This is a genomic window from Amycolatopsis sp. (assembly GCF_025464955.1).
GTDB lineage: Bacteria > Actinomycetota > Actinomycetes > Mycobacteriales > Pseudonocardiaceae > Amycolatopsis.
Genome location: NZ_JAODNM010000093.1, coordinates 79,074 through 102,870 on the forward strand (window position 1 = coordinate 79,074; position 23,797 = coordinate 102,870).

Sequence of the window (23,797 nt, forward strand, 5' to 3'; positions counted from 1 at the left end):
CGGCTTCCGTGAGCGAAGGGTGCACCGTGGCGTTAGCCAGTACTCCTGTCCCTGGTCCAGCCCGAGCGACCGCACGTCTTGCGGTCGTCGGTGTCCTCGCGGCCGTGGTCGTCCTGGTGCTGATCGAGCGGGTTTATCGCGTCTTCGAGGTGCAACTCACCGGCGGAATACTGAGAGTTATCACCACATCAGGTGTCTATGTCGCCGGTGATCGCGAAACGGTCTACTTTGGGTTATCGGGCGCTACTCCACTCGGGTTGCAAATGACCCCGGAGTGTTCTTCGGTATTCCTGTTGATCCCGTTGTTTCTGGTGACCGCCGCGATGTTGTGGTTTCGCCCGTCGAACGCCCATCGTTTGTTTCTCTCACTGTTGGCCGCGTCCCTGGTGGTCATTGTCGTTAACCAGTTCCGCCTGCTCGCCATCGTCGGCCTGGTGCACTGGCTGGGCGTCGACAACGGCTACTACTGGGGGCACACGCTGCTCGGCTCGATGGTCAGCGTGTTCGGCGGCGCGGTCGCGCTCGTCCTGTTCGTCTGGCTCGCCACCCGCAAGCCCAAGAGCGCTCCCGAGGTCGGTGACGTCGTCCGATGAGCCCTGACACGCTGAAGGTCCTGCTCGCCATCACCCAGGCGTTCGCGCTCACCATGAGCGTGGCGTTCATCGTCTACGTCGTCGTCATCGTGGTGCCCTACCTGCGCCGCAAACCGGCCGCGGTGGGTGATCCGCTGGATTTCTCCTGGCATTTTTTCGTGCCCTGCCGCGACGAGCAGTCCGTCATCCGCGAGACCGTGCGCTACCTGCGCTTCACCTTCCCCAAAGCGCACGTCTGGGTCGTCGACGACGATTCCGAAGACGCCACGGCCCGCGTCGTGCGGGCGTTGTGGCGCCGCCACGGTGCTCCGGACAAGTACCTGCACCTCGTCGGCCGGCGGCGTCCGGAAGCGCGTACGGGCAAGGGCGACGCGCTCAATGCCGCGTACCAGGCGCTCAACGGGTGGCTCGCCGTCGAGAAGGGGCCGGACGTGACCCGTGACGACATCGTGGTCGTCGTGGTCGACGCCGACGGCCGTCCCGCAGCGAACTGCCTCGAAGTGTGCGCGGCCGAGCACCTGTTCGGCGACAGCGGGATCGGCGCCGTGCAGCTCGATGTCCGGATGAGCAACGTCACCACGCCGCCACCGGGCAGGACCTGGCTGGGCCGCGCGTTCGGACTGAAACTGGCCCAGCTGCAGGATCTCGAGTTCCGCACCGCTATCGCGGCCATCCAGACGTCGCGCGGGTTCACCGGCACCATCTCGATGGGCGGCAACGGCCAGTTCACCCGGCTCACCGCGCTCGACTCGATCGCCGGAAGCGATGCGCAACCCTGGCGCGGCTCGCTGCTTGAGGACTTCGAGCTCGGCGTCCACCTGCTCACCGCCGGTTGGCGTACCGGCTTCACACCGGATTCCCATGTCGCGCAGGAAGGTCTCTACAGCCTGCGACGGTTCCTGGTGCAGCGCACCCGCTGGGGGCAGGGGACCATGCAGTGCGCGCGGTACCTGCGCCAGATCTGGGACTCGCCGCATGTCAGCACCCTCGGCGCCGCGGAGATGATGTACTACCTCGCCCAGCCGTGGATGCAGCTGCTCGGGTCGCTGCTCTACCCGATCCCGTTCATCCTGCTGATGGTCAGCACGGCAGGCGACCCCACGCAGGTGTGGACGTGGTTCACCGGCGGCGCGTGGATCCTGTTCGCGATCTACGGCTCGTTCGGTCTGCTGCCGTTCCTCGTCTGGGGCCCGATTTATCAGGTGAAGTGCTTACACAGCAAGAACATCCTGCGCGGTATCGGGATGGGCATGGCCTACGCGCTGTACATCTACACGTTCTACATCACTTCGTGGCGCGCGGTGACACGCCTAGTGCGCCGGCGCAACGGCTGGTCCAAGACCCGCCGCAACACCGAACACGCACCAGGCGTCAAAGTCGCGCTGGACAGTTAGAAAGCAGGCAGGATCAAGACGTCGTTCGCGTTCACGTAAGCGATCCGGTGGCCGAACTGGATCTGCACGTACTTCGTCTTGCCTCGGACGACGAGGTGCTGGGACACGTCGAACGTGGTAGCCGAGTAGTACTCGGAGCCCAAGGTGTCTGCCGCGGAATACCGCTGTCCGGCGGAAAGCGTGTACGGCAGCGGCACGATCGGCTGCACCGGAACCGTTGCGGGGTAGGCCGAGGCTTCCGGATAAGCCCTGCCGTAGACGGGAACCGTGGCGAGTCCCGGCTTCGCTATGACGACTTTTCCGATGGCGGGCTGGGCTGTCCTGGCGTTTTTCGGGTTGTGGAACCAGCCCTTCTGCCCGAGGTACCAGATGGCCGTCCAGTCGCCCTGGGCCCCCGCGACGGCGTACTGCTGACCGGTTTCCACCCGGCTGCCGACGTCCGCGACGTCCATTGTGGCCGATGAGCCGTCCGGGTGCCGGCCGGCGTCGGTCAGCAGCGGGGCGGTGTCCGACGGCGCCGTATGCAGGATGACCGACGTCGAACCCCTTGCGGGACAGGGGGTTCCGGCGGTTTCGCAGCCGGTGAAGATCGGCTGGTTCGAGACGAAGGCCGGGTTGATCGTGACCAGTGAGGAACCGGGGAAGCCGAGGTCGTGGCTGAACGGCGCGCCGAGCAGGTCGAAGTAGTGTGACCAGTCCCAGTAAGGCCCCGGGTCCCAGTGCATGCCCGCGATGGTGGCGGGAGTGGTGCCGGGCACGTTGTCGTGGCCGATGATGTGCGCGCGGTCGAGCGGGATGTCGTACTCGTTCGCGAGGTAGCGCACCAGTTTCGAGGACGCGCGGTACATCGCCTCGGTGTACCAGGTTCCGTGCGCGGCGAAGCCTTCGTGCTCGACGCCGATCGCCTTCGAGTTCACGTACCAGTTGCCGGCGTGCCAGGCGACGTCCTTGGCCGGGACGTGCTCGGCGATCTGGCCGTCGGAGGAGCGGACCGTGTAGTTCCAGCTGACGTACGTCGGGTCGTTGATCAGCGTCATCGCCGTGTCCCACGTGCCCTCGGTGTCGTGGATGACGATGTAGTCGATCTTCTGGCTCTGCGGCCGGTTCGCGAGGTCGTGGTTGCCGTAGTCACCCGGCCCGTTCGGCGGAATCTGCTGGTACGGCGCCGGCACGGACTCGCAAGCGACCGTGTGCGGGCAGTCCAGGCCAGGTGTCCGCTTCGCGGTGAGGCCGAGCGACTTGAGCTGGTCGCGCGCCGGGGCGAGCCCGGGCGTGGCGGCGAGCTGGAGCAGCTGGCCGTCGTCGGTGGTGCGGGTCATGCCGGTCGACATCGTGTCGAAGACTTCGTCGGCGAAGTCCGCCGCGGCGTCGGTGTCGGACGCGCCGCTGTAGCGCGCGACGGCTCCGTACCAGTTCGACGGGCTGTCGTCGCGGGCACCGAGTTGATGCTGGTAGTCGGCCAGCAGCGCCGCGCCGCCGCGGATGTTCTGCGTCGGGTCCTTCCGCAGGGCGTCGGCGCTGGTGTGGATGAGCCCGGCGGCGACGTCGATGGTCTGGAGACCCGCAGGGGGAGCGGCCGGCGGGAGCGCGTGCGGGACGGACATGGGCCGGGCGGCGTCACCGCGGGCGTCCTCGGTGCCGTGGTCGTACTCGGTCCCGCCGCCGGACGCGAGCAGGTCGGTCAGGTGCATAGGGCCGTAGCCGGCGGCGGTGCTGGGCGTGCCGGCGTTGTAGTCCCAGCGGGACTCCATGTACGACACACCGAGCAGCACGTTCTCCGGCACGCCGAACTCGTGGGCGGCGGAGGCGAAGGCCTGCTGGCGTTGTTGCTCGGTGGGCTGGGCCTGCGCGCTGGTCGGGACGGCGGCCAGCAGGCCGGCTGTGAGGGTGACGGTGGCGAACTGCGTCAAGCGGCGACGCGGACGACGGGACATAGCGGGGGACCCCCAGGTGGGCTCGTTCCGATCGGCAGAACTTAACAACGAACACACGCTTTGCGTAAGTCTTCGCCGCGGCCTGGGGTGGATGCGTGCGCGTTTAGCGGGCTAAATGTAGCCGCGCGGTGCAAAGGTGAGGGGTATGCGGACTGCGGTGGAGGTGCTCGCGGAGCGGGATCACGTGTTCCTCGGGTTCGACGGAGTGTCGTGTCCAGCCCCAGGCAGGGACGTCGCCGACGGGCTCAAGGTGTACGTCAACCCGGGGTTGCCGCCGGAAGTGGTCGCGAGCGGCGACCCGTTCGACGTCGAGTGTGGGTCGGATCAGTGCCCGGACGCGGCCGGACCTCGACGTGCACAAGCAGAGTCCGTACCGGGTGGGGCAGGCCGCCGAGGCGCTCGGCGCGTTCCCGCGGCGGTGCGTCATGGTCTGCGGCTCAGTCGCCGAGATCGAAGCGGCTCGCGCCGCGGGTGTGGCGGTCATCGCCTACGCCGCAGACCCGCTCCGCCGCGCCGAGTTGCTCGCGCTCGACCCGGACGCCGCCGTCGAGCACCTCGCTGAGCTGCGTTTAGCGGGCTAAACGCGCTCGCCGGCGCGCTGCTGCCCAGGTCGGCACAGGTGCTCGGCGGAGGTGTTTTCGCGAGGCCGGGGGACCCTCCTTGCGCGACTAGCACTCAGGTGGTTAGAGTGCTAATTGACGGCACCAAACACTCCCCGGCACCCGCGACGGCGGGGGTGGTAGGAGCCTAAGTAAGACGAACCTGCCAACGCTTTCGACGACCCGTGGAGGTCAACCCGGTGAGCGTCAACATCAAGCCGCTTGAGGACAAGATCGTTGTCCAGACGAGCGAGGCCGAGGAGACGACCGCTTCCGGTCTCGTCATCCCCGACACCGCCAAGGAAAAGCCCCAGGAGGGCAAGGTTCTGGCCGTTGGGCCAGGCCGGATCGACGACAAGGGCAACCGCGTCCCGCTGGATGTGGCTGTCGGCGACGTCGTCATCTACTCCAAGTACGGCGGCACCGAAGTCAAGTACAACGGTGAGGACTACTTGATCCTCTCCGCTCGCGACGTGCTGGCCGTCATCAACTGACGTCCCGTCCTAGCGCATGACGCCCCGGGTCCCGCTTAGCCGGGAACCGGGGCGTTTGTGCGTTCACGCCCCTGTGCGTTCACGACTTTGTGTTTTCAACCCTGGAAGGTAAGCGAAACAGGCTATGCCTAAGCAGATCAATTTCGACGAGGACGCTCGTCGCGCGCTCGAGCGCGGGGTGAACAAGCTCGCCAACGCGGTCAAGGTCACCCTCGGCCCGCGCGGACGGCACGTGGTGCTGGACAAGAAGTTCGGCGGCCCGACCATCACCCTCGACGGCGTGACCGTCGCCCGTGAGATCGAGCTCGACGACCCGTTCGAGAACCTCGGTGCCCAGCTGGCGAAGGCCGTGGCCACCAAGACCAACGACGTCGCCGGGGACGGCACCACCACGGCCACCGTGCTGGCACAGTCGCTGGTGAAGGTCGGCCTGCGCAACGTCGCGGCCGGTGCCAACCCGACTTCGCTCGGCCGTGGCATCGAGGCCGCCACGGAGAAGGTCATCGAGATCCTCAAGGCCAAGGCCACCCCGGTCAAGGGCCGCGAGAACATCGCCCAGGTCGGCACCGTCACCTCGCGTGACGCCGCCATCGGCGCCCTGCTCGGCGAGGCTGTCGAGCGCGTCGGCGAAGACGGCGTGATCACCATCGAGGAGTCGTCCACGTTGGCGACCGAGCTCGTGATCACCGAGGGCGTGCAGTTCGACAAGGGTTTCCTGTCGGCGCAGTTCGCGACCAACCCCGAGGACCAGAAGGCGATCCTCGAGGACGCCTACATCCTGCTGCACCGCGAGAAGATCTCGGCGCTCGCCGACCTGCTCCCGCTGCTCGAGAAGGTCCTCGAGGCCAAGAAGCCGCTGCTGATCATCGCCGAGGACGTCGAGACCGAAGCGCTGTCCACCCTCGTGGTGAACTCGATGCGCAAGACGATCGTCGCCGTCGCGGTCAAGGCGCCGTTCTTCGGTGACCGCCGCAAGGCGTTCCTGGACGACCTCGCCGTCGTGACCGGTGCCGAGGTCATCTCGGCCGAGATCGGCATGAAGCTGTCCGACGCCAAGCTGAGCTCGCTCGGCACCGCGCGTCGCATCGTGGTCACCAAGGACAACACCACCATCGTCGACGGTGGCGGTACCAAGGACGCCACCGCGGCGCGGATCGCGCAGATCCGCCGCGAGATCGAGTCCACCGATTCCGACTGGGACCGGGAAAAGCTGCAGGAGCGGCTCGCGAAGCTGGGCGGCGGTGTCGCGGTCATCAAGGTTGGCGCGGCCACCGAGACCGAGCTCAACGAGCGCAAGCACCGCATCGAGGACGCCGTCGCGGCGACCAAGGCGGCTGTCGAAGAGGGCATCCTGCCCGGCGGTGGCTCGGCACTCGTGCACGCGGTCAAGGAGCTCGAGGGCGACCTCGGCTTGACCGGTGACGAGGCGACCGGCGTCCGCATCGTGCGCGACGCGCTCACCGCGCCGCTGTTCTGGATCGCCACCAACGCCGGTTACGAAGGCGCCGTCATCGTCAACAAGGTCAAGGAGCAGACCTGGGGGCAGGGCTTCAACGCCGCCACCGGTGAGCTCACCGACCTGCTGGCCGCCGGCATCGTCGACCCGGTCAAGGTGACTCGGTCCGCCGTCTCCAACGCCGCGTCCATCGCCCGGCTGGTACTCACCACGGAGAGCGCCGTCGTCGAGAAGCGCGTCGAAGAGGACAACGCGGGAGCGGCCGGACACGGCCACGCCCACTAGCCAGACCCCGCACCACCGGAAGGTGGGACGGCGCACTCCGGTGCCCGTCCCACCTTCTTTTTTTGCCCCGGTTCGGTCCCGCAGGTGCAGTTAGCGGGCTAACCGCACTCCTTAGCATGCCTAAGCGCTACATTTAGCCCGCTAACTGCACTTCAGGGGCCTCAGGAGTTGACGCCGCCGTCGATGGTGATGGTCGTGCCGGTGAGGTGGCGCCCGCCGTCGCCGGCCAGGTGCGCGACCGTCGGCTCCGTCTGCCGGGTTCATGTCGGTGTCCGTCGTCCGGCATGTGCCGCAGCGCGGCCTGCGTCGCGACGATCACGGCGCGCACGTGCACGTGCACGGCGAGCAGCCTGTCGACGTCGGAGACGCTGACCTGGTCGATTGTCCCCGTCACCATGATCCCCGCGTTGTTCACGAGAACGTTTAGCCCGCTAAACGCACTTGCCGCGGCGTCGACGGCAGCCACCACGGCCCCCGGGTCCTCGGCATCCGCCTGGATCGCGAGGGCTTGGCGGTTGAGGGATTCGATGCGGCGGACGACGTCGTCCGCCTTGTCCTTCGAGTGCACGTAGGTCAGCGCGACTTCGGCGCCTTCCTCCGCGGGCAGCATTGCGGCTGGCTACGAGGGGACGTCGCTCAGTGACCTCACCGCGGTTATGGGCATCGGCTCGCCCAGCCTCTACGCGGCCTTCGGCGACAAGGAGCCGCTCTTCCGTGAAGCTGTCGGGCTCTATCAGCGCACCGTCGGCGGACGGACACGACGTGCGCTTCGGGACGAGCCGTCAGCCCACGCGGCAGTGGACGCGATGCTCCGTGACAACGCCGTCGAATACACCGACGGCGGTCATCCGAACGGGTGCATGGTGATACTCGCAGCGATCAACTGCACCGCCGCGAACCAGGGAGTGCGTGATTTTCTGACCGAGCGACGCCGAAGCACCCGACTCGAACTGGAAACCAGGCTCCGCGAAAGTGTCCAATCGGGTGACTTGCCGCCCGGAACGGACGTCGTGGGCATGACGCGCTTCTACACAGCCGTCCTGTTCGGCCTTTCACTCCAGTCCGGCGACGGCGCGACCCTCGGCGAACTCACCGCCGTCGTCGACGCCGCGATGGCGAAATGGCGGTACTACACGCGAGATGGCGCGGCCGGATGTGGAGACGCGGGCGGGGCGGCACTCGCCTGAGTGCCGCCCCGTTCGCGCTGGTAGTTCAGTTCCCGGTCAAGCTCAACGTGCGTTTGTCGGACTTGATCAGGTTCTCCCGCTCGGACTCCGACAGCCCGCCCCAAATGCCGTAAGGCTCGTGGACAGCCAGCGCGTGGCGCCGGCACATCTCGAGCACCGGGCAGGCGAGACAGACTGCCTTAGCTCGGGCTTCCCGTCGCGCTCTCGCTGGTCCGCGCTCGCCGTCGGGGTGGAAGAAGGACCCGCTGTCCATGCCCCGGCACGACCCCTCCAGCTGCCAGTCCCAAATATCCGCATTCGGGCCTGGGAGCCTGCGCGTGTCTGCCAATGTGACCGCCTCCGTCGTTCGGTCGGTGACCTTTTCGCTGCTCCGGCTGAGGTGACTACTCCATTCGGTGCAACGTCGGTAACGTTAGAAGCGCTTCAATACTTGTTCAAGGCCTACAGCCCGATTCAGCCGTTAGGTCTCCCCCAGATGTGTGAGTGGGACCGCTGCGTGGTGCCGCCTCCGGTTGCCGTGGCCGGGTACGGCCTGGATATTGGGTCGGGTGGGATCCGGGTCAAACGGTGGTGAACCGACCCTGCCGGTCGCCTCGGTGGCTCGCCGGCTCGGCGTCGCGCCGTCGACCCTCAGAACTTGGGACCGCCGGTACGGCCTCGGGCCGAGCAGGCACACCGACGGCCGCCACCGCCGTTACGGCACTTCCGACATCGGCAGGCTCGAGCTGATGCAGCGCGCCTTGCTGCGAGGGGCGTCCACCGCCGAGGCCGCGCGGTACGCGCTCGAGCAGATGCCCAAGTCGGTCGTGGCGATGACCACGAGCGCTGGGTCGTCCCGCGCCTCGCTGCGGATCGAGACCCCGGAAGGCTCCCTGCTCCTGCCCGCCGAACACCCGGCAGAGGACTCCGACGGCCCGTCGCGCCTCGCCCGCCGCCTGAGCACGGCCGCGCTGGCCATGGACGTCGGTTCGGTGCAGCGCATGCTCGCCGAAACGATCGACGACGTCGGGGTGCTCGCCGCCTGGGAGGGCGTGATCGAGCCGGTGTTGAGCGCGCTCGGCGCGCGGTGGCGCGGCGCGAGCGCCGGTGCCGAGGTCGAGTACCTACTGGCGGAGTGCGTGTTCGCCGCGCTGGTCAGGGCGACGCCGGTGCTCGACGCCCCGCGGAATCAGCGGCCCGTCCTGCTCGGCTGCGTCCCCGAAGAACGCGACAGCATGGCGATGTACGCGCTCGCCGCCTGCCTCGCCGAACGCCGGGTCGGCACGCAGCTGTTCGGCGTGCCGCTGCCCGCCGAGGTACTCGCCGTGGCCGTCCGCCGCAGCGCCCCGGCCGCGGTCGTGCTTTGGGCGCGCCGGGCGGACGTCGGGGACCCGCGCCTGTTCGCCAGGGTTTCACGCGGTCGCCAGCGCACCCGGATGTTCGCGTGCGGGCCCGGCTGGGACGCGCAGGCCCTTCCCGCCAACGTCGAGCTCTTCGACGACGTCGCGAGCGCCGCCGAGCGCGTCGAATACGTTCTCGTCGGTGCCGGCCGCTAGAAAGGTCACGTGCTCGAAGACAAGCTGCGCCGCGCCGCGTTCGGCGACCTGCCGTGGCTCCCGCTGGGCGAAGTGCCGGTCTCGGCGTCTTCGGGTTCGCCGCGCGTCCGGCTGCTGTCCGCCGTGCTCCTGGGCGCCAAGGGCCGGTATGCCGCCGCCATGACGATCCTCGACGAGCTGCGCCACGGGCCGGACAGGCTGTTCGCCTCGCTCGCCACCAGCACCTTGGCTTCCCATCGGCGGCAGCTGGGCGGGCACGCGGCGGCCCGGAGGCTGGACGGGGTCGCCTTGCTGATGGCCACGACGGCCGCTGAGGCTCCCACCGACGCGGACGGCCTCGATGTACCCGGGGCGATCTGCGACGCCCTGCTCGGCTTGGCGGCCGACAACCTGGCGATCGGCCGCATTCCCGCCGCCCGCAGATTGGCCGCGTCCGCGTCGCGCGTGCCGTGTGGTTGGCGAGGTGAGGTCCGGGCCGGCTGGGTCGGGGCGGAGATCGAACTCGCCGCGGGCCGCCCCGAGGCCGCGGTCGCGCCCGCGGAGGCCGCCGCCGGGCTGGCACACGGACGTGGGGCGGTGCGTCACTCGATCAAGTCCGATCTCGTACTCGGAGCGTCCTTGTCGGCGGCCGGCGGTGCGGACGGCCGGGAGCGGGCGGCAAACCTCGTTTCGACCGCGCTCGAAGCCGCCGAAAAAGGCGAATTCTCTTCACTTATTTGGCCCGCTTGCCTGATCGCGGTGGACATCCGGGCGGACCTGGCCGAGGTGTATCGATTCAGGTCAGCCCAAGTGTTGCACGCAGTGTTACGGCACGCAGATGCTCGTGGTAGGCGTATCGCACGGCAATCGCCCTGGGTGCCGACTTGACCCTGGTTGGCCCTGTTGGAGGGCTCATTCCGGCATCCGGGCTAAGAAGTTTCAAAAAAAGCCACCGGATCGTGTCAAGGTCGGGCCTAAAGCGTCCGATAGGGGAAGTGGAATGTCACCCGGCTGCAGGAAGGAAACCCCGTGACGACGGTCTTGATCTGCGACGACCGACGCAGTGTCCGCGAAGGGCTTACTCGCGTGATGTCTGCTGTTCCAGGGGTCAGTCGCATCGACTGCGTAGCGCACGGTGACGAGCTCCTGGCCAGGTACTCCCGACAGCCTGTCGACGTCGTGCTCGTCGGAACTCAACGTGCGGTACCCACCGGCGTCGAGGCCACCAGGCGTCTCGTTTCGGCGAACCCCCAGGCGAACGTCATCGTTTTCGGCGCACCGGACGACGCGGGCAGCATCGCCGCGGCGATCGCCGGTGGCGCGCGGGGATATCTGCGCTGGGACGCGTCCCGGCCGGAGCTGGTCGCCGCGCTCGCGCACACCCTCGCCAGCACCTCCGTGCCGGCGCCCCGCCAACCGTCCGACCCCGGCGTGCAGCTGACCGAGCGCGAGCTCCAGGTGCTGCGCGGCATGAGCCAGGGCAAGAGCAACGGCCAGATCGGCCGCGAGCTCTACCTGTCCGAGGACACCGTCAAGACCCACGCGCGCCGGTTGTTCCGCAAGCTGGGTGTGCGCGACCGCGCCCAGGCTGTGGCGCACGGCTTCCGCCGAGGCCTGGTGTCCTGACCCCTCCCGGTGCGGGGCGGCGCGAAGCCGCCCGCAACGAGGGGCGGGTGATGCGGGCCAGCCTGGCTGGCCCGCATTGTGATACCCGTCACAATCGAAGCTCCGTTTCCGCTCTCACGTATCTGGCGTAAGCCTCGCGGCCTCTTCGGGCATGAGGCGTACCCGGCTCGGATGAGGCTCGTTGGGAACTTTGAGGAGCGACTGAAAGCTGCCAAGTGCCCTGCGTAAGAGCAGGGCGCGCCGATGATGCCCATGAGCGAGCGTTGTCGGAGCCGGAAGGTACGGTAGCGGTTACCGGCTCGGGCTCTGTGTAGTCACTTGCCGCCTATTTGCACGCCTATACGTAACACTGGGACTGTTGTCTGCGATGGCCAATGTGGGGGATGGACTGGATGAGCCGGTCGCCGCTGCTGTCGAGGGTGATCCCCAGGCAGTCGAGCGGCTGCTGGCCGCGATCCGTCCTCTCGTAGTGCGGTATTGCCGCGCTCGAGTTGGCAGGCAGGAGCGTTCGTTCGCTTCGGCAGACGATGTTGCGCAGGAGGTGTGTCTCGCGGTGCTAACGGCATTGCCTTCGTACCGTGACCAAGGCCGTCCCTTCCTGGCCTTCGTCTACGGCATCGCGCAGCACAAGGTTGCTGACGCGCATCGTGCCGCTGCCCGTAACCGCGCCGAGCCGGTTGCCGAGGTCCCCGACGAAGTCGAGGGTGCCGTCGGTCCCGAGCAGCGCGCCATTCAGGGTGAGCTGAACGAGCGGATGTCACAGCTGCTCAAAGTGCTCCCCGACAAGCAACGGGAGATCGTGGTGCTCAGGGTCGTCGTAGGGCTTTCCGCCGAGGAGACCGCCGACGCGGTGGGCTCCACCCCCGGAGCGGTCCGTGTCGCCCAGCATCGGGCTCTCGCTCGGCTCCGCAAGGTCCTGGCTGCAGAGGAGGTGATCTGAGTGACCGATCGCGAAAGACCGGACAGACAGTCCGATCCCGAACCAACACTGTTCCTCAACGACCTGACGGCTTCGCAAGCGGAGTTCGCTGCCGACCTGTCGGCAGTGCAGGCCGATGACGCGCTGCTGGACGCGCTGGGCGGCTCGGATCCCCGGGTCGCCGACGGCCTCGGTGACCAGGAGCTGAACGACCTGCTCCTCGCCTGGCGCCGTGACATCGACAGCGAACCGCTCGCCGAGCTCGTCGATCTCGACACCGCCGTCACCACGGTGAAGACGGCGGCGCTGGCGCAGCGACACGGCCAGCGAGCCCGCCGCCATCGTTTCCTCGTCCCGGTCGCGGCCGCCGCCGCGGTACTGGCCATCGCCTTCACCGGCACCGGCCTCGCCGCGCGTGACGCCCAGCCCGGCGACACACTCTGGGGCCTGACCAAGGTCCTCTACGCCGACCACGCGCGGTCCGTCCAGGCCGCCGCGACAGCGAAGGTCGACCTCGAGAAGGCCGATATCGCGCTGGCCAGCGGCCGCACCGACGACGCGCGCAAGGCACTCGACGACGCGCAGGCGGCGTTGACGCAGGTCTCGGTCGAGGACGACCTCAACCAGCTGATGGAACAGCACCGTCAGCTCAGTGCGCAGCTGCAGGACCCGACGGCCCCGAACAAGCCGCCGACCTCGACGTCCCAGACGCAGCACCCGAGCACGCCGTCGACCTCGTCGGTGAACCCGACGGTGCCGGTGACCTCGCCGAACCCGTCCACGACGCTGACCACCCCGACGACGCCGACCACCCCGGTTCCGCCGGACAGCTCCACCCCGGTGACTCCGACGCCGACCTCGAGTGCCCCGCCTTCCGGCTCGGTCAATCAGCCGGGCGGCACCGGGCGCAGCGACAACACCGATACCGGGTCGGTACCACCACCCGCGTCTCCGTAGGACCGCAAGCACCGAAGCCCGGTGACGAACCTCATACGGTTCGTCACCGGGCTTTGTTGTTCGGTTCGGGTTTTCAGCGCGAATCCGCTGGTCAGTAGGCGCTTTCGTGGGCGGTCACGCCGTCGGCGAACCCGCGGCAGTAGTCCCAGCTCACATAGTCGCCCGGGTTCGGGTCGAAGGCCGGTTCGTGCGGCCGCATCCGTCCGTCGGACAGCAGCTGCTCGAGGCTGGCCCGGAGCAGATGCCAGTCGTGATAGTGGGGCTCGTCGCATTCACCGCAGTCCACCACGATCCCCCGCACGCCCCTGGGTGCGAGTAATGCCTGGTAGACAGCCAGATCGGCGAGATCGGCGAGCAGTTCGGCGCGTTCTTCCGCGCTGATCGGTTCGTCGAGGTCCTCGTCCAGCTCGGTGATTTCGCGGGCAGGGTCGTTCGGGTCATCCGCGAACGGGTCTGGGGGCAACACTTCGTGCGGCACGGCCTGCACGGTACCGGGCCACCCCGACAGCTTCGCCAGATACCATCGGTTAAAGGCCCGGATGCCGTTCCCCTCGTAGCTCGGCACAGCGGGCCCACCCCCGTGAAGGAAGGCTCTCCGCCTGCTATGACCAGCGATCCCGTCACCGCCGCCGTCCCGAACAAGTTCGCGATGCTCGGGCTGACCTTCGACGACGTACTGCTGCTGCCGGCCGAGTCCGACGTGATGCCCAGCGCGGTCGACACCGGCACCCGCCTGTCCCGCAACGTCACCCTCGGGATCCCGCTGGTGTCCGCCGCCATGGACACCGTCACCGAAGCCCGGATGGCCATCGCCATGGCCCGCCAGGGCGGCATGGGCGTCCTGCAGCGCAACCTGCCGATCGACGAGCAGGCGGCCGCGGTGGAGGTCGTCAAGCGGTCCGAGGCGGGCATGGTGACCGACCCGGTGACGTGCTCCCCGGAGGACACCCTCGCCGAGGTGGACTCGCTGTGCGCGCGGTTCCGCATCTCCGGGGTCCCGGTCACCGACGCGGCCGGTCAGCTGGTGGGCATCATCACCAACCGCGACATGCGGTTCGAGGTCGACCACACCCGCCCGGTCAGTGAGGTGATGACCCGGCTGCCGCTGATCACCGCGCAGGTCGGGGTCACCGCCGACGCCGCGCTGGGGCTGCTGCGCCGGCACAAGATCGAGAAGCTGCCGATCGTCGACGGCAACGGCAAGCTGCGCGGGCTGATCACGGTCAAGGACTTCGTCAAGACCGAGCAGTACCCGAAGGCCACCAAGGACACCGACGGCAGGCTGATCGTCGGCGCGGCCATCGGGGTCGGTGCCGAGGCGCACAAGCGGGCCATGGCGCTTGCCGACGCCGGGGTCGACGTGCTGATGGTCGACACCGCGCACGGGCACTCTCGCGCGGTCATCGACACCGTGGCGATGCTGAAGAAGGAGCTCGGCGACGCGGTCGACGTCGTCGGCGGCAACGTCGCGACCCGCGCGGGCGCGCAGGCACTGGTCGACGCCGGGGCCGACGGGGTGAAGGTCGGTGTGGGCCCGGGCTCGATCTGCACGACCCGGGTCGTCGCGGGCGTCGGGGTGCCGCAGATCTCCGCCATCTACGAGGCCGACCTGGCCTGCCGCCCGGCGGGTGTGCCGGTGATCGGCGACGGCGGCATCCAGTACTCCGGTGACATCGCCAAGGCCATCGCGGCCGGCGCGTCGAGTGTGATGCTCGGCAGCTTGCTCGCCGGGACCGCGGAGTCGCCAGGGGAGCTCATCCTCGTCGGCGGGAAGCAGTTCAAGTCCTACCGCGGCATGGGCTCCCTGGGCGCGATGCAGTCGCGCGGCGAGAACAAGTCGTACTCGAAGGACCGCTACGCCCAGGACGACGTGCTCTCCGACGACAAGCTGGTGCCACAGGGCATCGAGGGCCGCATCCCGTTCCGCGGGCCGCTGGCCAACGTCGTGCACCAGCTGGTCGGCGGGCTTGCGGCCGGGATGGGCTTCGCGGGCGCTCGCACGATCCCCGAGCTGCAGGAGGCGCAGCTGGTCCGGATCACCGCGGCCGGGCTCAAGGAGAGCCACCCGCACGACATCACGATGACGGTCGAGGCGCCGAACTACACCACCCATTAGTCTGCCCTTTCGGCCGTTAGCTCGCCCTTCCCCTCACCCGACACTGATGCTTGATCAGTCGAGTGGATGGAGGGGCGATGGCATTTTCGCGACGGACCGCGCTGGTACTGGCCGTGACCGCGGCGGTGGGACTCGGCGGCGGAGTGAGCGCGTCAGCGGCGCTCGAGAGCCCGACGACGGCGGCGGCCGCGGCGTCACAGACGTCGCCTGGTGACCTGTGGAAGCGCACCGAGCTGTACTTCGGCACCGGCAAGCCCGACGGTTCAGCGGTCACGCCGGCGGAGTTCGAGAACTTCTCCGAGAAGGAGATCACGGCCGCTTTCCCGGACGGTTTCACCGAGCTGACCGGGAAAGGTCAGTACAAGGGCGCTTCCGGCGAGATCGTCCGTGAGCAGTCGTTCGTGGTGATCGTGCTGTACCCGTTCACCGACAAGAACGCCAACGGCGAGATCGAGGCCATCCGAACGGACTACAAGCGCCTCTTCGAGCAGGAGTCGGTGCTGCGGACTGACACCGTGCAGCAGGTCTCCTTCTGACCCCATGCCGTGCTGACCGGCCCCGTGCGCGGGTCACCCACCCGGACTAGCGACAATAGGACCGCAAGGTCGACATGTAGCTTCCGGTGAGAAGGGACTTCACGTGCGGGATCTGGTCGAGATCGGCATGGGCCGCACCGCGCGGCGGGCGTATGGCCTCGATGACATCGAGATCGTGCCCTCGCGGCGCACTCGGTCGTCGGCGGCCGTGTCCACCGCCTGGCAGATCGATGCCTACCGGTTCGAGCTGCCGCTGGTCACCCATCCGACGGACGCGATCGTGTCGCCGGGCACGGCCGTGGCCGTCGGTGAGCTCGGCGGGCTCGGGGTGCTGAACGCCGAGGGCCTCTGGGCGCGGCACGCCAACGTCGAGGACGCGATGTTCCGGCTGCTCCGCGCGGCTGAGGACCTCGAGGACCCGACAGCGCTGGTCCGCGTGCTGCAGGAACTGCACTCGGCGCCGATCCGGCTCGATCTGCTGACCGAGGCGATCAAGACCGTCCGCGAGTCCGGGGTGACGGTGGCCGCGCGCGTCAGCCCGCAGCACGCCGCCGAGCTGACGCCGGATCTGCTGGCCGCGGGGGTGGAGATCCTCGTCGTGCAGGGCACGATCATCTCCGCCGAGCATGTCCAGCGCGACGCTGAGCCGCTGGACCTCAAGGACTTCATCGGCAGGCTCGACGTGCCGGTGATCGCCGGCGGCGTCGGGGACTACCGCACCGCGATGCACCTGATGCGCACCGGCGCCGCGGGGGTCATCGTCGGGCACGGGTCCGCTCCTGGCGTCACCAGCACGGATCGTGTGCTCGGGATCGGGGTGCCGATGGCGACCGCGATCATCGACGCCGCCGCCGCGCGCCGCGACTACCTCGACGAGACAGGTGGCCGGTACGTGCACGTGCTGGCCGACGGCGGGATGAACGTGTCCGGCGACATCGCGAAGGCGATCGCCTGTGGCGCCGACGCCGTCATGCTCGGCGCGCCGCTGGCCGCGTCGTCCGACGCCCCGGGCCAGGGGCTGTACTGGACTGCCGCCGCCGCGCACCCGTCGCTGCCGCGTTCGCGCGTCGTCGCCGGGCCGGACTACGCCGTCGACCTGAAGACCCTGCTGTTCGGTCCGTCGTCGGACGCCGAGGGCGCGATCAACCTGTTCGGCGCGCTGCGCCGCGCGATGGCGAAGACCGGCTACTCGGACCTCAAGGAATTCCAGAAGGTCGGCCTGACCGTTCGCGGCTGACCTGGTGCCCGCCCCGCGCCCCGAGTGCGTTTAGCCCGCTAAACGCACTTCAGGGGCTTGTGGGGAGGGCCAGGTCGGGGCCAAGAAGTGCTCGAACCGGCGAGTAACTTACTACTGGTCAGAAGATGGGCCCGGGGTTACGCTGCCAGGTGTGACTGCGCGTAACACCACCACTGAAGACAGCGACACGGCCACCGACTACGACGTCATCGTCGTCGGCTCCGGGTTCGGCGGCAGCGTCGCCGCGCTCCGGCTGACGGAGAAGGGCTACCGCGTCGCCGTCATCGAGGCGGGCCGGCGGTTCGCCGACGACGAGTTCGCCAAGACGTCCTGGGACCTCCGCCGCTACCTCTGGGCACCCCAGCTCGGCTGCTTCGGCATCCAGCGCATCCACATGCTCTCCGACGTCATGGTGCTCGCCGGCGCGGGCGTCGGCGGCGGCTCGCTGGTGTACGCGAACACGCTGTACCGCCCGCTGAAGCCGTTCTACGCGGACAAGCAGTGGTCGCACATCACCGACTGGGAGTCCGAGCTCTCCCCGCACTACGACCAGGCCAGCCGCATGCTCGGCGTAGTCACGAACCCGACGCTGACCCCGTCCGACGTCGTCATGCGTGAAGTCGCGGCCGACATGGGCGTCGCGGAGTCCTTCCACCCGACCCCGGTCGGCGTCTACTTCGGCAAGCCGGGCGAAAAGGCGCAGGACCCGTACTTCGGCGGCGTCGGGCCCGAACGCACCGGCTGCACCGAGTGCGGCGCCTGCATGACAGGCTGCCGCGTCGGCGCGAAGAACACGCTGGTCAAGAACTACCTCTACCTCGCCGAGCAGGCCGGCGCGCGGGTCATCCCGCTGACCACGGTCACGGCCGTGCGCCAGAGCGGCTCCGGTTTCGCCGTCGAGATCCGCAAGACCGGCACCTCGTCGAAGAAGTTCACGCACACGCTCACCGCCGGCAAGGTCGTGCTGGCCGCGGGCACCTGGGGCACCCAGAACCTGCTCCACGAAATGCGCGACAAGCAGATCCTGCCGAACCTGTCCGCGAAGCTCGGCGAGCTCACCCGGACGAACTCCGAGGCGATCATCGGCGCCGCGCGAACCTCGGTCGACCCGGAGCGCAACTTCAGCAACGGCGTCGCGATCACGTCGTCGATCCACCCCGACGAGACCACGCACATCGAGCCGGTTCGCTACGGCAAGGGCAGCAACGCGATGAGTCTGCTGCAGACCATCGCCACCGACGGGGCGTCGCCGGTGCCGCGCTGGCGCCAGGCCGTCAACTTCATGCTCAAGCATCCGGTGCAGACGGCGAAGCTGCTCAATGGCTACAAGTGGAGCGAGCGGACGGTCATCCTGCTGGTGATGCAGAGCCTCGACAACTCGATCACGACCTACACCAAACCCGGGCGCTTCGGCGGGCGCAAGTACACCTCCAAGCAGGGCCACGGCGAGCCGAACCCGAGTTTCATCCCCGCCGGGCACGAGGCGAACGAGCGCACCGCCGAGCACATCGGCGGCATGCCGGGCGGCACCTGGGGCGAGATCTTCGATATCCCGTTGACCGCGCACTTCATCGGTGGTGTCGCGATCGGTACCGATGCCGGCAACGGCGTCATCGACCCGTATCACCGCGTGTTCAACTACCCTGGTCTGTCCGTTGTGGATGGTGCGGCGATCACGGCGAACCTCGGGGTCAACCCGTCGCTGACCATCGCCGCGCAGGCCGAACGCGCGTTTTCCTTGTGGCCCAACAAAGGCGAGGCCGACACTCGGCCGCCGCAGGACCAGCCGTACACCCGGCTCACCCCGATCGCACCCAAGAACCCGGCCGTGCCGTCGGCGGCGCCCGCCGCGCTGCGGTAGCCGTCCGAATTCCGTAAGGCCGAAGAGACTGTCGCGCGGACTCCGCTGATGTTGTGCTTGGGCGGTTCTCCAAGCGAAAGGGATCCACGATGGCCTACGACTTCAGCGCGCTGAAGGCGGTCTTCATCAACAGCACGCTCAAATACTCGCCCGAGCCGAGCAATACCGAAGGCTTGATCGAGATCAGCCGCGACATCATGGTCAAACACGGGGTCGAGGTCGCGGTGGTGCGGGCGCTCGACCACGACATCGCGACCGGCGTGTGGCCGGACATGACCGAGCACGGCGCGTCTTCCGATGCCTGGCCCGCGCTGTACGAACAGATCATGGCCGCGGACATCCTGGTGTTGGCCGGCCCGATTTGGCTGGGCGACAACAGTTCCGTGATGAAGCGGGTGATCGAACGGCTCTACGCCTGCTCTTCGCTGCTGAACGACGCGGGGCAGTACGCGTATTACGGACGGGTGGGCGGTTGCCTCATCACCGGCAACGAGGACGGGATCAAGCACTGCGCGATGAACGTCCTCTACAGCCTTCAGCACCTCGGTTACACCATCCCGCCGCAGGCCGACGCCGGCTGGATCGGCGAGGCAGGCCCCGGTCCGTCCTATCTGGACCCCGGCTCGGGCGGCCCGGAGAACGACTTCACCAACCGCAACACGACGTTCATGACGTGGAATCTGCTGCACCTGGCGTCGATGTTGAAGAACGCCGGCGGGGTGCCCGCGTACGGAAACCAGCGCGCGTCCTGGGACGCGGGTTCGCGGTTCGACTTCGAGAACCCCGAGTACCGCTGACCCCATGCGGTTCTGACGAACCTGGTTCGACACCGCCGGGTGACCTGCGCAACCAGGATGCCCGCTGGGACGTCCTTGGGATATGACCTTGGACAGAAGGACGTTCCTGCTGGTGGCTGGAGTGTCAGCGGTGGGTGCCGTCGCGGCGGCGTGCGGTACGTCCGAGTCGACATCGCCGCCGGTCAGCTCGGTGCCGAACACGCCGGTGCCGTCCGCGCCGCCGTCGACCTATCCGCCGCTGGGGGCGCCGGACTGGAACGCCTTGCGCGCCAAGCTGTCCGGCAAGCTCACCCTGTCGGGTGAAGCGGGCTTTGCGGCGGCCGCTCGGGTGTTCAACCCGCTGTTCGACGGGCACAAGCCCGCCGCGGTTGCGAGCTGCGCCACGCCGGCGGACGTCCAGGCTTGCGTGGTCGCGGCGGCGTCGCGGGTACCGATCGCAGCCAGAAGCGGCGGCCACAGTTATGCAGGCTACTCGGCTCCCGATGGCGGGCTCGTTGTCGATGTCGGGCCGATGTCCAAGGTGGACGTTCAAGGTGAGAACGTCGTCATCGGTGCCGGTGCCCGGCTGAAGGACGTCTACGCCGCGCTCGGCGCCGCCGGCCGTTGCCTGCCCGCCGGATCGTGCCCGACGGTCGGCATCGCCGGGCTCGCGCTCGGCGGCGGTATCGGCGTGCTCGCCAGGAAGTACGGACTCACCTGTGATCACCTGGTGTCCGCGCAGATCGTCACGGCCGACGGCAAACTGCGTACGGCGTCCGCGAGCTCCGAGCCGGACCTGTTCTGGGCGCTGCGCGGGGGCGGCGGCGGCAACTTCGGCATCGTCACGTCGTTCACCTTCTCCACCGATCAGGCTCCGAGCGTCACGGTGTTTTCGCTGCACTTCCCGTCGGGTTCGGCCGCGAAGGTCCTCGGCGCCTGGCAGCAGTGGATCGCCGACGCCCAGCCGGAACTCTGGTCGAACGTCACGATCTCCGGTGGTTCCTCGGTCGCGTGCAAGGTGGGCGGCTGCTTTGTCGGCAGTGCGTCGGAACTTTCGCCGTTGCTGGCCGACCTCGTCGCCAAAGCCGGGGTTTCGCCTTCGACGCGGACAACGCAGCCCAAGACGTATCTCGCCGCGATGGAGTACTTCTCCGGAAGTTCGAGCAGGCAGACGTTCGTCGCGTCCTCGCGCATCCTGGACCAGCCGCTCGACGACCCGTCGAAGCTCGTCGGCTTGATGACCGCGCACAAGGGCGTCGACCTGCTGATCGACGGACTCGGCGGCGCGGTCGCGAAACCCTCCCCGACCGATACCGCGTTCTGGCACCGGAAAGCGCTCGCGTCCATCCAGATCTACAGCCCGGCGACACCCGGAACGCGGGACAGCGCGGCCAAAGCGGTCGCGGACATCGCGTCCGGGCTGGCTGGGATCGGGGCGGGCGGCGGTTACGTCAACTACCTCGATCCCAGCCTGCCGGACTGGATGAACGCCTACTACGGCGACAACGCCACACGACTGCGTCAGGTCGCCATGAACTATGACCAGAACAAGGTTTTCGGTTTCGCGCAGGGGGTTCTCGCCTAGAGGTCGATCCCGGTGAACACGGTGACGCGCTCTTCGGTGAGGTCGGTCATCGCGGCGAGTACGCCTTCGCGCCCCACGCCGGATCCCTTGACACCGCCATAGGTCATTTGGTCCGCGCGGAACGACGGGACGTCACCGATGATCACGCCGCCGACCTCGAGCTCGGTGGCGGCGTAGAACGCGATGTGGACGTCACGGGTGAACACGCCCGCCTGCAGGCCATACGCGGAGTCGTTCACCGCCGCGAAAGCCGCGTCCACGCCGTCCACAATAGACACTGCGAGCACCGGGCCGAAGATCTCCTCGGACCACGCCTTTGCCGTGACCGGAACGTCGGTGAGCAGCGTCGGCTGCACTGTCGCCCCTGCGCGGGCGCCCCCGGTGAGGAGCTTCGCGCCAGAAGCAACGGCTTCGTCGACCCAGGCCACGATCCGTTCCGCCGCGGCCTCGTCGACGACCGGGCCGACGTCGACCTCGGTGTCGTACGGGTCGCCCGTTCGCTGCGCCTCGACGGCTTCCAGCAGCGCCGGGACGAATTCGTCGGCGACCGCGCTGTCGACGATCACCCGCTGGACGGCGATGCACGACTGGCCGGCCTGGTAGTTGCCGAAAGTGGCGATCCGGTGTGCGGCGCCCTCGATGTCGGGCCAGTCGCGCAACACGACGGCCGCCGCGTTGCCGCCGAGTTCGAGCACGACGTGCTTGCGGGGCGCCGCGTCCGCCAGCGACCAGCCGACCGGGCCGGACCCGGTGAACGACACCACCGGCAGCCGCGGGTCGGCGACCAGTGCGGACGTCTCGGCGTTGCCGAGCGGAAGCACGGAGAAGGCACCCTCGGGGAGGTCCGTCTCGGCCAGGATCTCGCCCAGGATCAGCGCGGACAGCGGGGTGCGCGGCGCGGGCTTGATGATGATCGGCGCGCCGACCGCCAGCGACGGCGCGACCTTGTGCGCGACGAGGTTCAGCGGGAAGTTGAAGGGCGCGATGCCGAGTACGGGACCGCGTGGCACCCGGCGCGTCATCGCGAGCCTGCCGTCCCCGGACGGGTCGGTGTCGAGGCGCTGAAGCTCGCCGCCGGAGAACTTGCGGGCTTCCTCGGCGGCGATGCGGAACACCGACACCGCGCGGCGCACCTCGGCGTCGGCCCACTTCAGCGGCTTGCCGTTCTCGGCGGTGATGACCTCGGCGAGCTCATCGGCACGCTCGGCGATCCGGCGCGACACGTGGTCGAGCGCGGCCGCCCGCACGTGCGCGGGCGAACGCCGGAACTCGCCCGCCACCCGTACGGCCGCGGCGACCGCGCGCTCGACCTGTTCGGGTCCGGGCACGGCGACCGTCGCGACTTCGCTGCCGTCGAACGGATGCGTCACGACGATCGTGCTGGCGCCTTGTTCCGGGCTACCGGCGATCCAGCAGGGTCGCGGCTCCGGGGTGATCATGTCCATACACACCAACGTATCCGGGGTGGGTGTCCGCCATGTGAACACCCACCCGTCCGGGTGTTCCGGCGATCTTCGTCAGAAGGCGATGAGGACCTTGAGTGCCTCGCGGTCGGCCATCGCCTGGTAGCCGGAGGGGACCTTCTCGATGTCGATGGTCCGGTCGAAGACCTTGCCGGGCTGGATCTTGCCGTCGAGGACGTCGGGGAGCAGGTCCTCGATGTACTGGCGGGCGGGAGCGACGCCGCCGGTGATGGTGACGTTCCGCATGAACACCGGACCGCCGAGCGGGCCTTCCAGGTACTGCGGGACGCCGACCCGGCTGATCGTGCCGCCCGCGCGGACGGTGCCGGCGGCCATCTCGATCGCGGGCTTGGTACCGACGCATTCGAGGACGGTGTGGGTGCCCGCGCCCGACGTCAGCTCGCGCAGCTTCTCGACACCCTCGTCGCCGCGTTCGGCGATGACGTCGGTCGCGCCGAACTCGCGGCCGAGGTCGGTGCGGACGGCGTGGCGGCCCATCAGCAGGATCCGCTCGGCGCCAAGGCGCTTCGCGGCCAGTACGGCGGAGAGCCCGACCGCGCCGTCGCCGATCACGGTGACCGTGGTGCGTTCGTTCACGCCGGCCTTGACCGCCGCGTGGTGGCCGGTCGAAAAGACGTCGGACAGCGTGAGCAGGGACGCGAGCAGCGCGTCGTCCTGCGTCGCGGGCACCTTGACCAGCGTGCCTTCCGCCTGCGGGACGCGCACGATCTCGCCCTGGGCGCCGTCGACGCCCCGCGCGCCCCAGACGCCGCCGTGCTCACACGACGTCTGCAGGCCTTCGCGGCAGAACTGGCAGGTGTTGTCCGAGTACATGAACGGCGCGATGACCAGGTCGCCTGTCCTGACCGCCGAGACGGCCGACCCGGCGTCCTCGACGATGCCGAGGAACTCGTGCCCGATCCGGTGGCCGTGTTCGGTGGCTTCCATGCTGCCGTACGGCCAGAGGTCGCTGCCGCAGATGCAGGAGCGGACCACGCGCACCACGGCGTCGGTCGGCTGCGCGATCTTGGGGTCGGGAGCGTCTTCGACCCTGACATCGCCGGCTCCGTAGATGACTGTCGCTCGCATGGGCTTCCTCTCGTGCGGATGTCTCCCTATGGGAGTACCCCGGACGCCCCGTTTATGCCACCCGGCGCCTGTGTTCTGCGCCTCGCTCCGACCCGCCCAAGTGCGTTTAGCGGGCTAACTGCACTACGTAGGCATGCTAAGGAGCGCGTTTAGCCCGCTAAATGCACTTCAGGGGG

The 23,797-nt window shown here is 68.5% G+C and carries 23 protein-coding genes; 17 read left to right on the forward strand and 6 right to left on the reverse strand.

Going from position 1 to position 23,797, the window contains the following annotated elements; genetic code table 11:
* Positions 1–26: 26 nt before the first annotated feature.
* Together xrtP and JWQ81_RS21400 are read left to right on the forward strand one after the other, a co-directional pair.
* Positions 27–593 carry an exosortase P gene (gene xrtP / locus JWQ81_RS21395; RefSeq protein ID WP_297544333.1) on the forward strand — a complete coding sequence of 189 codons (567 nt, stop codon included), beginning with the start codon at positions 27–29 and terminating at the stop codon, positions 591–593.
* On the forward strand, positions 590–1,987 hold the full coding sequence (locus JWQ81_RS21400; protein ID WP_297544230.1) for a glycosyltransferase: 1,398 nt from the start codon (positions 590–592) through the stop codon (positions 1,985–1,987). Before xrtP ends, JWQ81_RS21400 begins: the two co-directional genes overlap by 4 nt.
* Here the strand turns inward: JWQ81_RS21400 and JWQ81_RS21405 are convergent.
* Positions 1,984–3,921: a peptidoglycan recognition family protein gene (locus tag JWQ81_RS21405; protein ID WP_297544232.1), complete on the reverse strand. Its 1,938-nt coding sequence runs from the start codon at positions 3,919–3,921 to the stop codon at positions 1,984–1,986. The two genes, JWQ81_RS21400 and JWQ81_RS21405, sit on opposite strands and share 4 nt — an antisense overlap.
* A gap of 314 nt (positions 3,922–4,235) precedes the next feature.
* Between JWQ81_RS21405 and JWQ81_RS21410 the strand changes: the two genes are divergently transcribed.
* The 3 genes from JWQ81_RS21410 to groL all read left to right on the forward strand — a co-directional run bounded on the left by JWQ81_RS21410 (position 4,236) and on the right by groL (position 6,755).
* The gene (locus JWQ81_RS21410; RefSeq protein ID WP_297544234.1) at positions 4,236–4,502 is read left to right on the forward strand and encodes an HAD hydrolase-like protein; all 267 of its coding nucleotides are present in this window, start codon (positions 4,236–4,238) and stop codon (positions 4,500–4,502) included.
* Between the two features lie 218 nt (positions 4,503–4,720).
* Positions 4,721–5,014 carry a co-chaperone GroES gene (groES, locus tag JWQ81_RS21415; protein WP_009072407.1) on the forward strand — a complete coding sequence of 98 codons (294 nt, stop codon included), beginning with the start codon at positions 4,721–4,723 and terminating at the stop codon, positions 5,012–5,014.
* A gap of 124 nt (positions 5,015–5,138) precedes the next feature.
* Positions 5,139–6,755 carry a chaperonin GroEL gene (gene groL / locus JWQ81_RS21420; protein ID WP_297544243.1) on the forward strand — a complete coding sequence of 539 codons (1,617 nt, stop codon included), beginning with the start codon at positions 5,139–5,141 and terminating at the stop codon, positions 6,753–6,755.
* A gap of 133 nt (positions 6,756–6,888) precedes the next feature.
* On the opposite strand, the gene JWQ81_RS21425 is transcribed toward groL, so the two are convergent.
* On the reverse strand, positions 6,889–7,365 hold the full coding sequence (locus tag JWQ81_RS21425) for an SDR family NAD(P)-dependent oxidoreductase (protein ID WP_297544245.1): 477 nt from the start codon (positions 7,363–7,365) through the stop codon (positions 6,889–6,891).
* Here JWQ81_RS21425 and JWQ81_RS21430 point away from each other — a divergent pair.
* A complete protein-coding gene (locus tag JWQ81_RS21430) occupies positions 7,364–7,942 on the forward strand; it encodes a TetR/AcrR family transcriptional regulator (RefSeq protein ID WP_297544334.1) in 579 nt (192 codons plus the stop codon). The two genes, JWQ81_RS21425 and JWQ81_RS21430, sit on opposite strands and share 2 nt — an antisense overlap.
* A gap of 25 nt (positions 7,943–7,967) precedes the next feature.
* On the opposite strand, the gene JWQ81_RS21435 is transcribed toward JWQ81_RS21430, so the two are convergent.
* Positions 7,968–8,270, reverse strand: coding sequence for a WhiB family transcriptional regulator (locus JWQ81_RS21435; protein WP_297544247.1), 303 nt, complete (start codon positions 8,268–8,270; stop codon positions 7,968–7,970).
* 220 nt (positions 8,271–8,490) lie between these two features.
* Between JWQ81_RS21435 and JWQ81_RS21440 the strand changes: the two genes are divergently transcribed.
* The 5 genes from JWQ81_RS21440 (at position 8,491) to JWQ81_RS21460 (ending at position 12,958) form a co-directional block, all read left to right on the forward strand.
* Positions 8,491–9,477: a MerR family transcriptional regulator gene (locus tag JWQ81_RS21440; RefSeq protein WP_297544249.1), complete on the forward strand. Its 987-nt coding sequence runs from the start codon at positions 8,491–8,493 to the stop codon at positions 9,475–9,477.
* A 9-nt stretch (positions 9,478–9,486) separates the two neighbouring features.
* Positions 9,487–10,344, forward strand: a complete 858-nt coding sequence (locus JWQ81_RS21445) for a hypothetical protein (RefSeq protein WP_297544250.1) — start codon at positions 9,487–9,489, stop codon at positions 10,342–10,344.
* Positions 10,345–10,485: 141 nt separating this feature from the next.
* Positions 10,486–11,082, forward strand: a complete 597-nt coding sequence (locus JWQ81_RS21450) for a response regulator transcription factor (protein WP_003073605.1) — start codon at positions 10,486–10,488, stop codon at positions 11,080–11,082.
* A gap of 367 nt (positions 11,083–11,449) precedes the next feature.
* Complete coding sequence (locus tag JWQ81_RS21455) at positions 11,450–12,022, forward strand: sigma-70 family RNA polymerase sigma factor (RefSeq protein WP_297544251.1); 573 nt, start codon at positions 11,450–11,452, stop codon at positions 12,020–12,022.
* On the forward strand, positions 12,023–12,958 hold the full coding sequence (locus JWQ81_RS21460) for an anti-sigma-D factor RsdA (protein ID WP_297544252.1): 936 nt from the start codon (positions 12,023–12,025) through the stop codon (positions 12,956–12,958).
* A gap of 91 nt (positions 12,959–13,049) precedes the next feature.
* On the opposite strand, the gene JWQ81_RS21465 is transcribed toward JWQ81_RS21460, so the two are convergent.
* Positions 13,050–13,445 carry a DUF5319 domain-containing protein gene (locus JWQ81_RS21465; protein WP_297544335.1) on the reverse strand — a complete coding sequence of 132 codons (396 nt, stop codon included), beginning with the start codon at positions 13,443–13,445 and terminating at the stop codon, positions 13,050–13,052.
* A gap of 117 nt (positions 13,446–13,562) precedes the next feature.
* On the opposite strand from JWQ81_RS21465, the gene guaB reads away from it, so the two are divergent.
* The 6 genes from guaB to JWQ81_RS21495 all read left to right on the forward strand — a co-directional run bounded on the left by guaB (position 13,563) and on the right by JWQ81_RS21495 (position 21,069).
* Positions 13,563–15,074, forward strand: coding sequence for an IMP dehydrogenase (guaB, locus tag JWQ81_RS21470; protein WP_297544253.1), 1,512 nt, complete (start codon positions 13,563–13,565; stop codon positions 15,072–15,074).
* A 77-nt stretch (positions 15,075–15,151) separates the two neighbouring features.
* A complete protein-coding gene (locus JWQ81_RS21475; protein ID WP_297544254.1) occupies positions 15,152–15,610 on the forward strand; it encodes a DUF3574 domain-containing protein in 459 nt (152 codons plus the stop codon).
* 103 nt (positions 15,611–15,713) lie between these two features.
* Complete coding sequence (locus tag JWQ81_RS21480; RefSeq protein WP_297544255.1) at positions 15,714–16,847, forward strand: GuaB3 family IMP dehydrogenase-related protein; 1,134 nt, start codon at positions 15,714–15,716, stop codon at positions 16,845–16,847.
* A gap of 151 nt (positions 16,848–16,998) precedes the next feature.
* Positions 16,999–18,708 (forward strand): GMC family oxidoreductase, encoded by a 1,710-nt coding sequence (locus JWQ81_RS21485; RefSeq protein ID WP_297544256.1) that lies wholly within the window; start codon positions 16,999–17,001, stop codon positions 18,706–18,708.
* An 89-nt stretch (positions 18,709–18,797) separates the two neighbouring features.
* The gene (locus tag JWQ81_RS21490) at positions 18,798–19,505 is read left to right on the forward strand and encodes a flavodoxin family protein (protein WP_297544257.1); all 708 of its coding nucleotides are present in this window, start codon (positions 18,798–18,800) and stop codon (positions 19,503–19,505) included.
* 82 nt (positions 19,506–19,587) lie between these two features.
* A complete protein-coding gene (locus tag JWQ81_RS21495; protein WP_297544258.1) occupies positions 19,588–21,069 on the forward strand; it encodes an FAD-dependent oxidoreductase in 1,482 nt (493 codons plus the stop codon).
* Here JWQ81_RS21495 and JWQ81_RS21500 read toward each other — a convergent pair.
* Both JWQ81_RS21500 and JWQ81_RS21505 read right to left on the reverse strand, forming a co-directional pair.
* Positions 21,066–22,514, reverse strand: a complete 1,449-nt coding sequence (locus JWQ81_RS21500) for an aldehyde dehydrogenase family protein (protein ID WP_297544259.1) — start codon at positions 22,512–22,514, stop codon at positions 21,066–21,068. The genes JWQ81_RS21495 and JWQ81_RS21500 overlap by 4 nt on opposite strands.
* Positions 22,515–22,586: 72 nt before the next feature.
* Positions 22,587–23,621 carry an alcohol dehydrogenase catalytic domain-containing protein gene (locus tag JWQ81_RS21505; RefSeq protein WP_297544260.1) on the reverse strand — a complete coding sequence of 345 codons (1,035 nt, stop codon included), beginning with the start codon at positions 23,619–23,621 and terminating at the stop codon, positions 22,587–22,589.
* Between the last annotated feature and the right edge of the window lie 176 nt (positions 23,622–23,797).

What these genes read in the sequence shown, in the direction of transcription:
- JWQ81_RS21490 (WP_297544257.1), top strand. Translation starts at nt 18,798, where the DNA reads ATGGCCTACGACTTCAGCGCGCTGAAGGCGGTCTTCATCAACAGCACG.
- JWQ81_RS21400 (WP_297544230.1), top strand. Translation starts at nt 590, where the DNA reads ATGAGCCCTGACACGCTGAAGGTCCTGCTCGCCATCACCCAGGCGTTC.
- JWQ81_RS21500 (WP_297544259.1), bottom strand. Translation starts at nt 22,514, where the DNA reads ATGGACATGATCACCCCGGAGCCGCGACCCTGCTGGATCGCCGGTAGC.
- JWQ81_RS21495 (WP_297544258.1), top strand. Translation starts at nt 19,588, where the DNA reads ATGACCTTGGACAGAAGGACGTTCCTGCTGGTGGCTGGAGTGTCAGCG.
- JWQ81_RS21425 (WP_297544245.1), bottom strand. Translation starts at nt 7,365, where the DNA reads ATGCTGCCCGCGGAGGAAGGCGCCGAAGTCGCGCTGACCTACGTGCAC.
- JWQ81_RS21405 (WP_297544232.1), bottom strand. Translation starts at nt 3,921, where the DNA reads ATGTCCCGTCGTCCGCGTCGCCGCTTGACGCAGTTCGCCACCGTCACC.
- JWQ81_RS21475 (WP_297544254.1), top strand. Translation starts at nt 15,152, where the DNA reads ATGGCATTTTCGCGACGGACCGCGCTGGTACTGGCCGTGACCGCGGCG.
- groL (WP_297544243.1), top strand. Translation starts at nt 5,139, where the DNA reads ATGCCTAAGCAGATCAATTTCGACGAGGACGCTCGTCGCGCGCTCGAG.
- JWQ81_RS21505 (WP_297544260.1), bottom strand. Translation starts at nt 23,621, where the DNA reads ATGCGAGCGACAGTCATCTACGGAGCCGGCGATGTCAGGGTCGAAGAC.
- JWQ81_RS21455 (WP_297544251.1), top strand. Translation starts at nt 11,450, where the DNA reads ATGGCCAATGTGGGGGATGGACTGGATGAGCCGGTCGCCGCTGCTGTC.
- guaB (WP_297544253.1), top strand. Translation starts at nt 13,563, where the DNA reads ATGACCAGCGATCCCGTCACCGCCGCCGTCCCGAACAAGTTCGCGATG.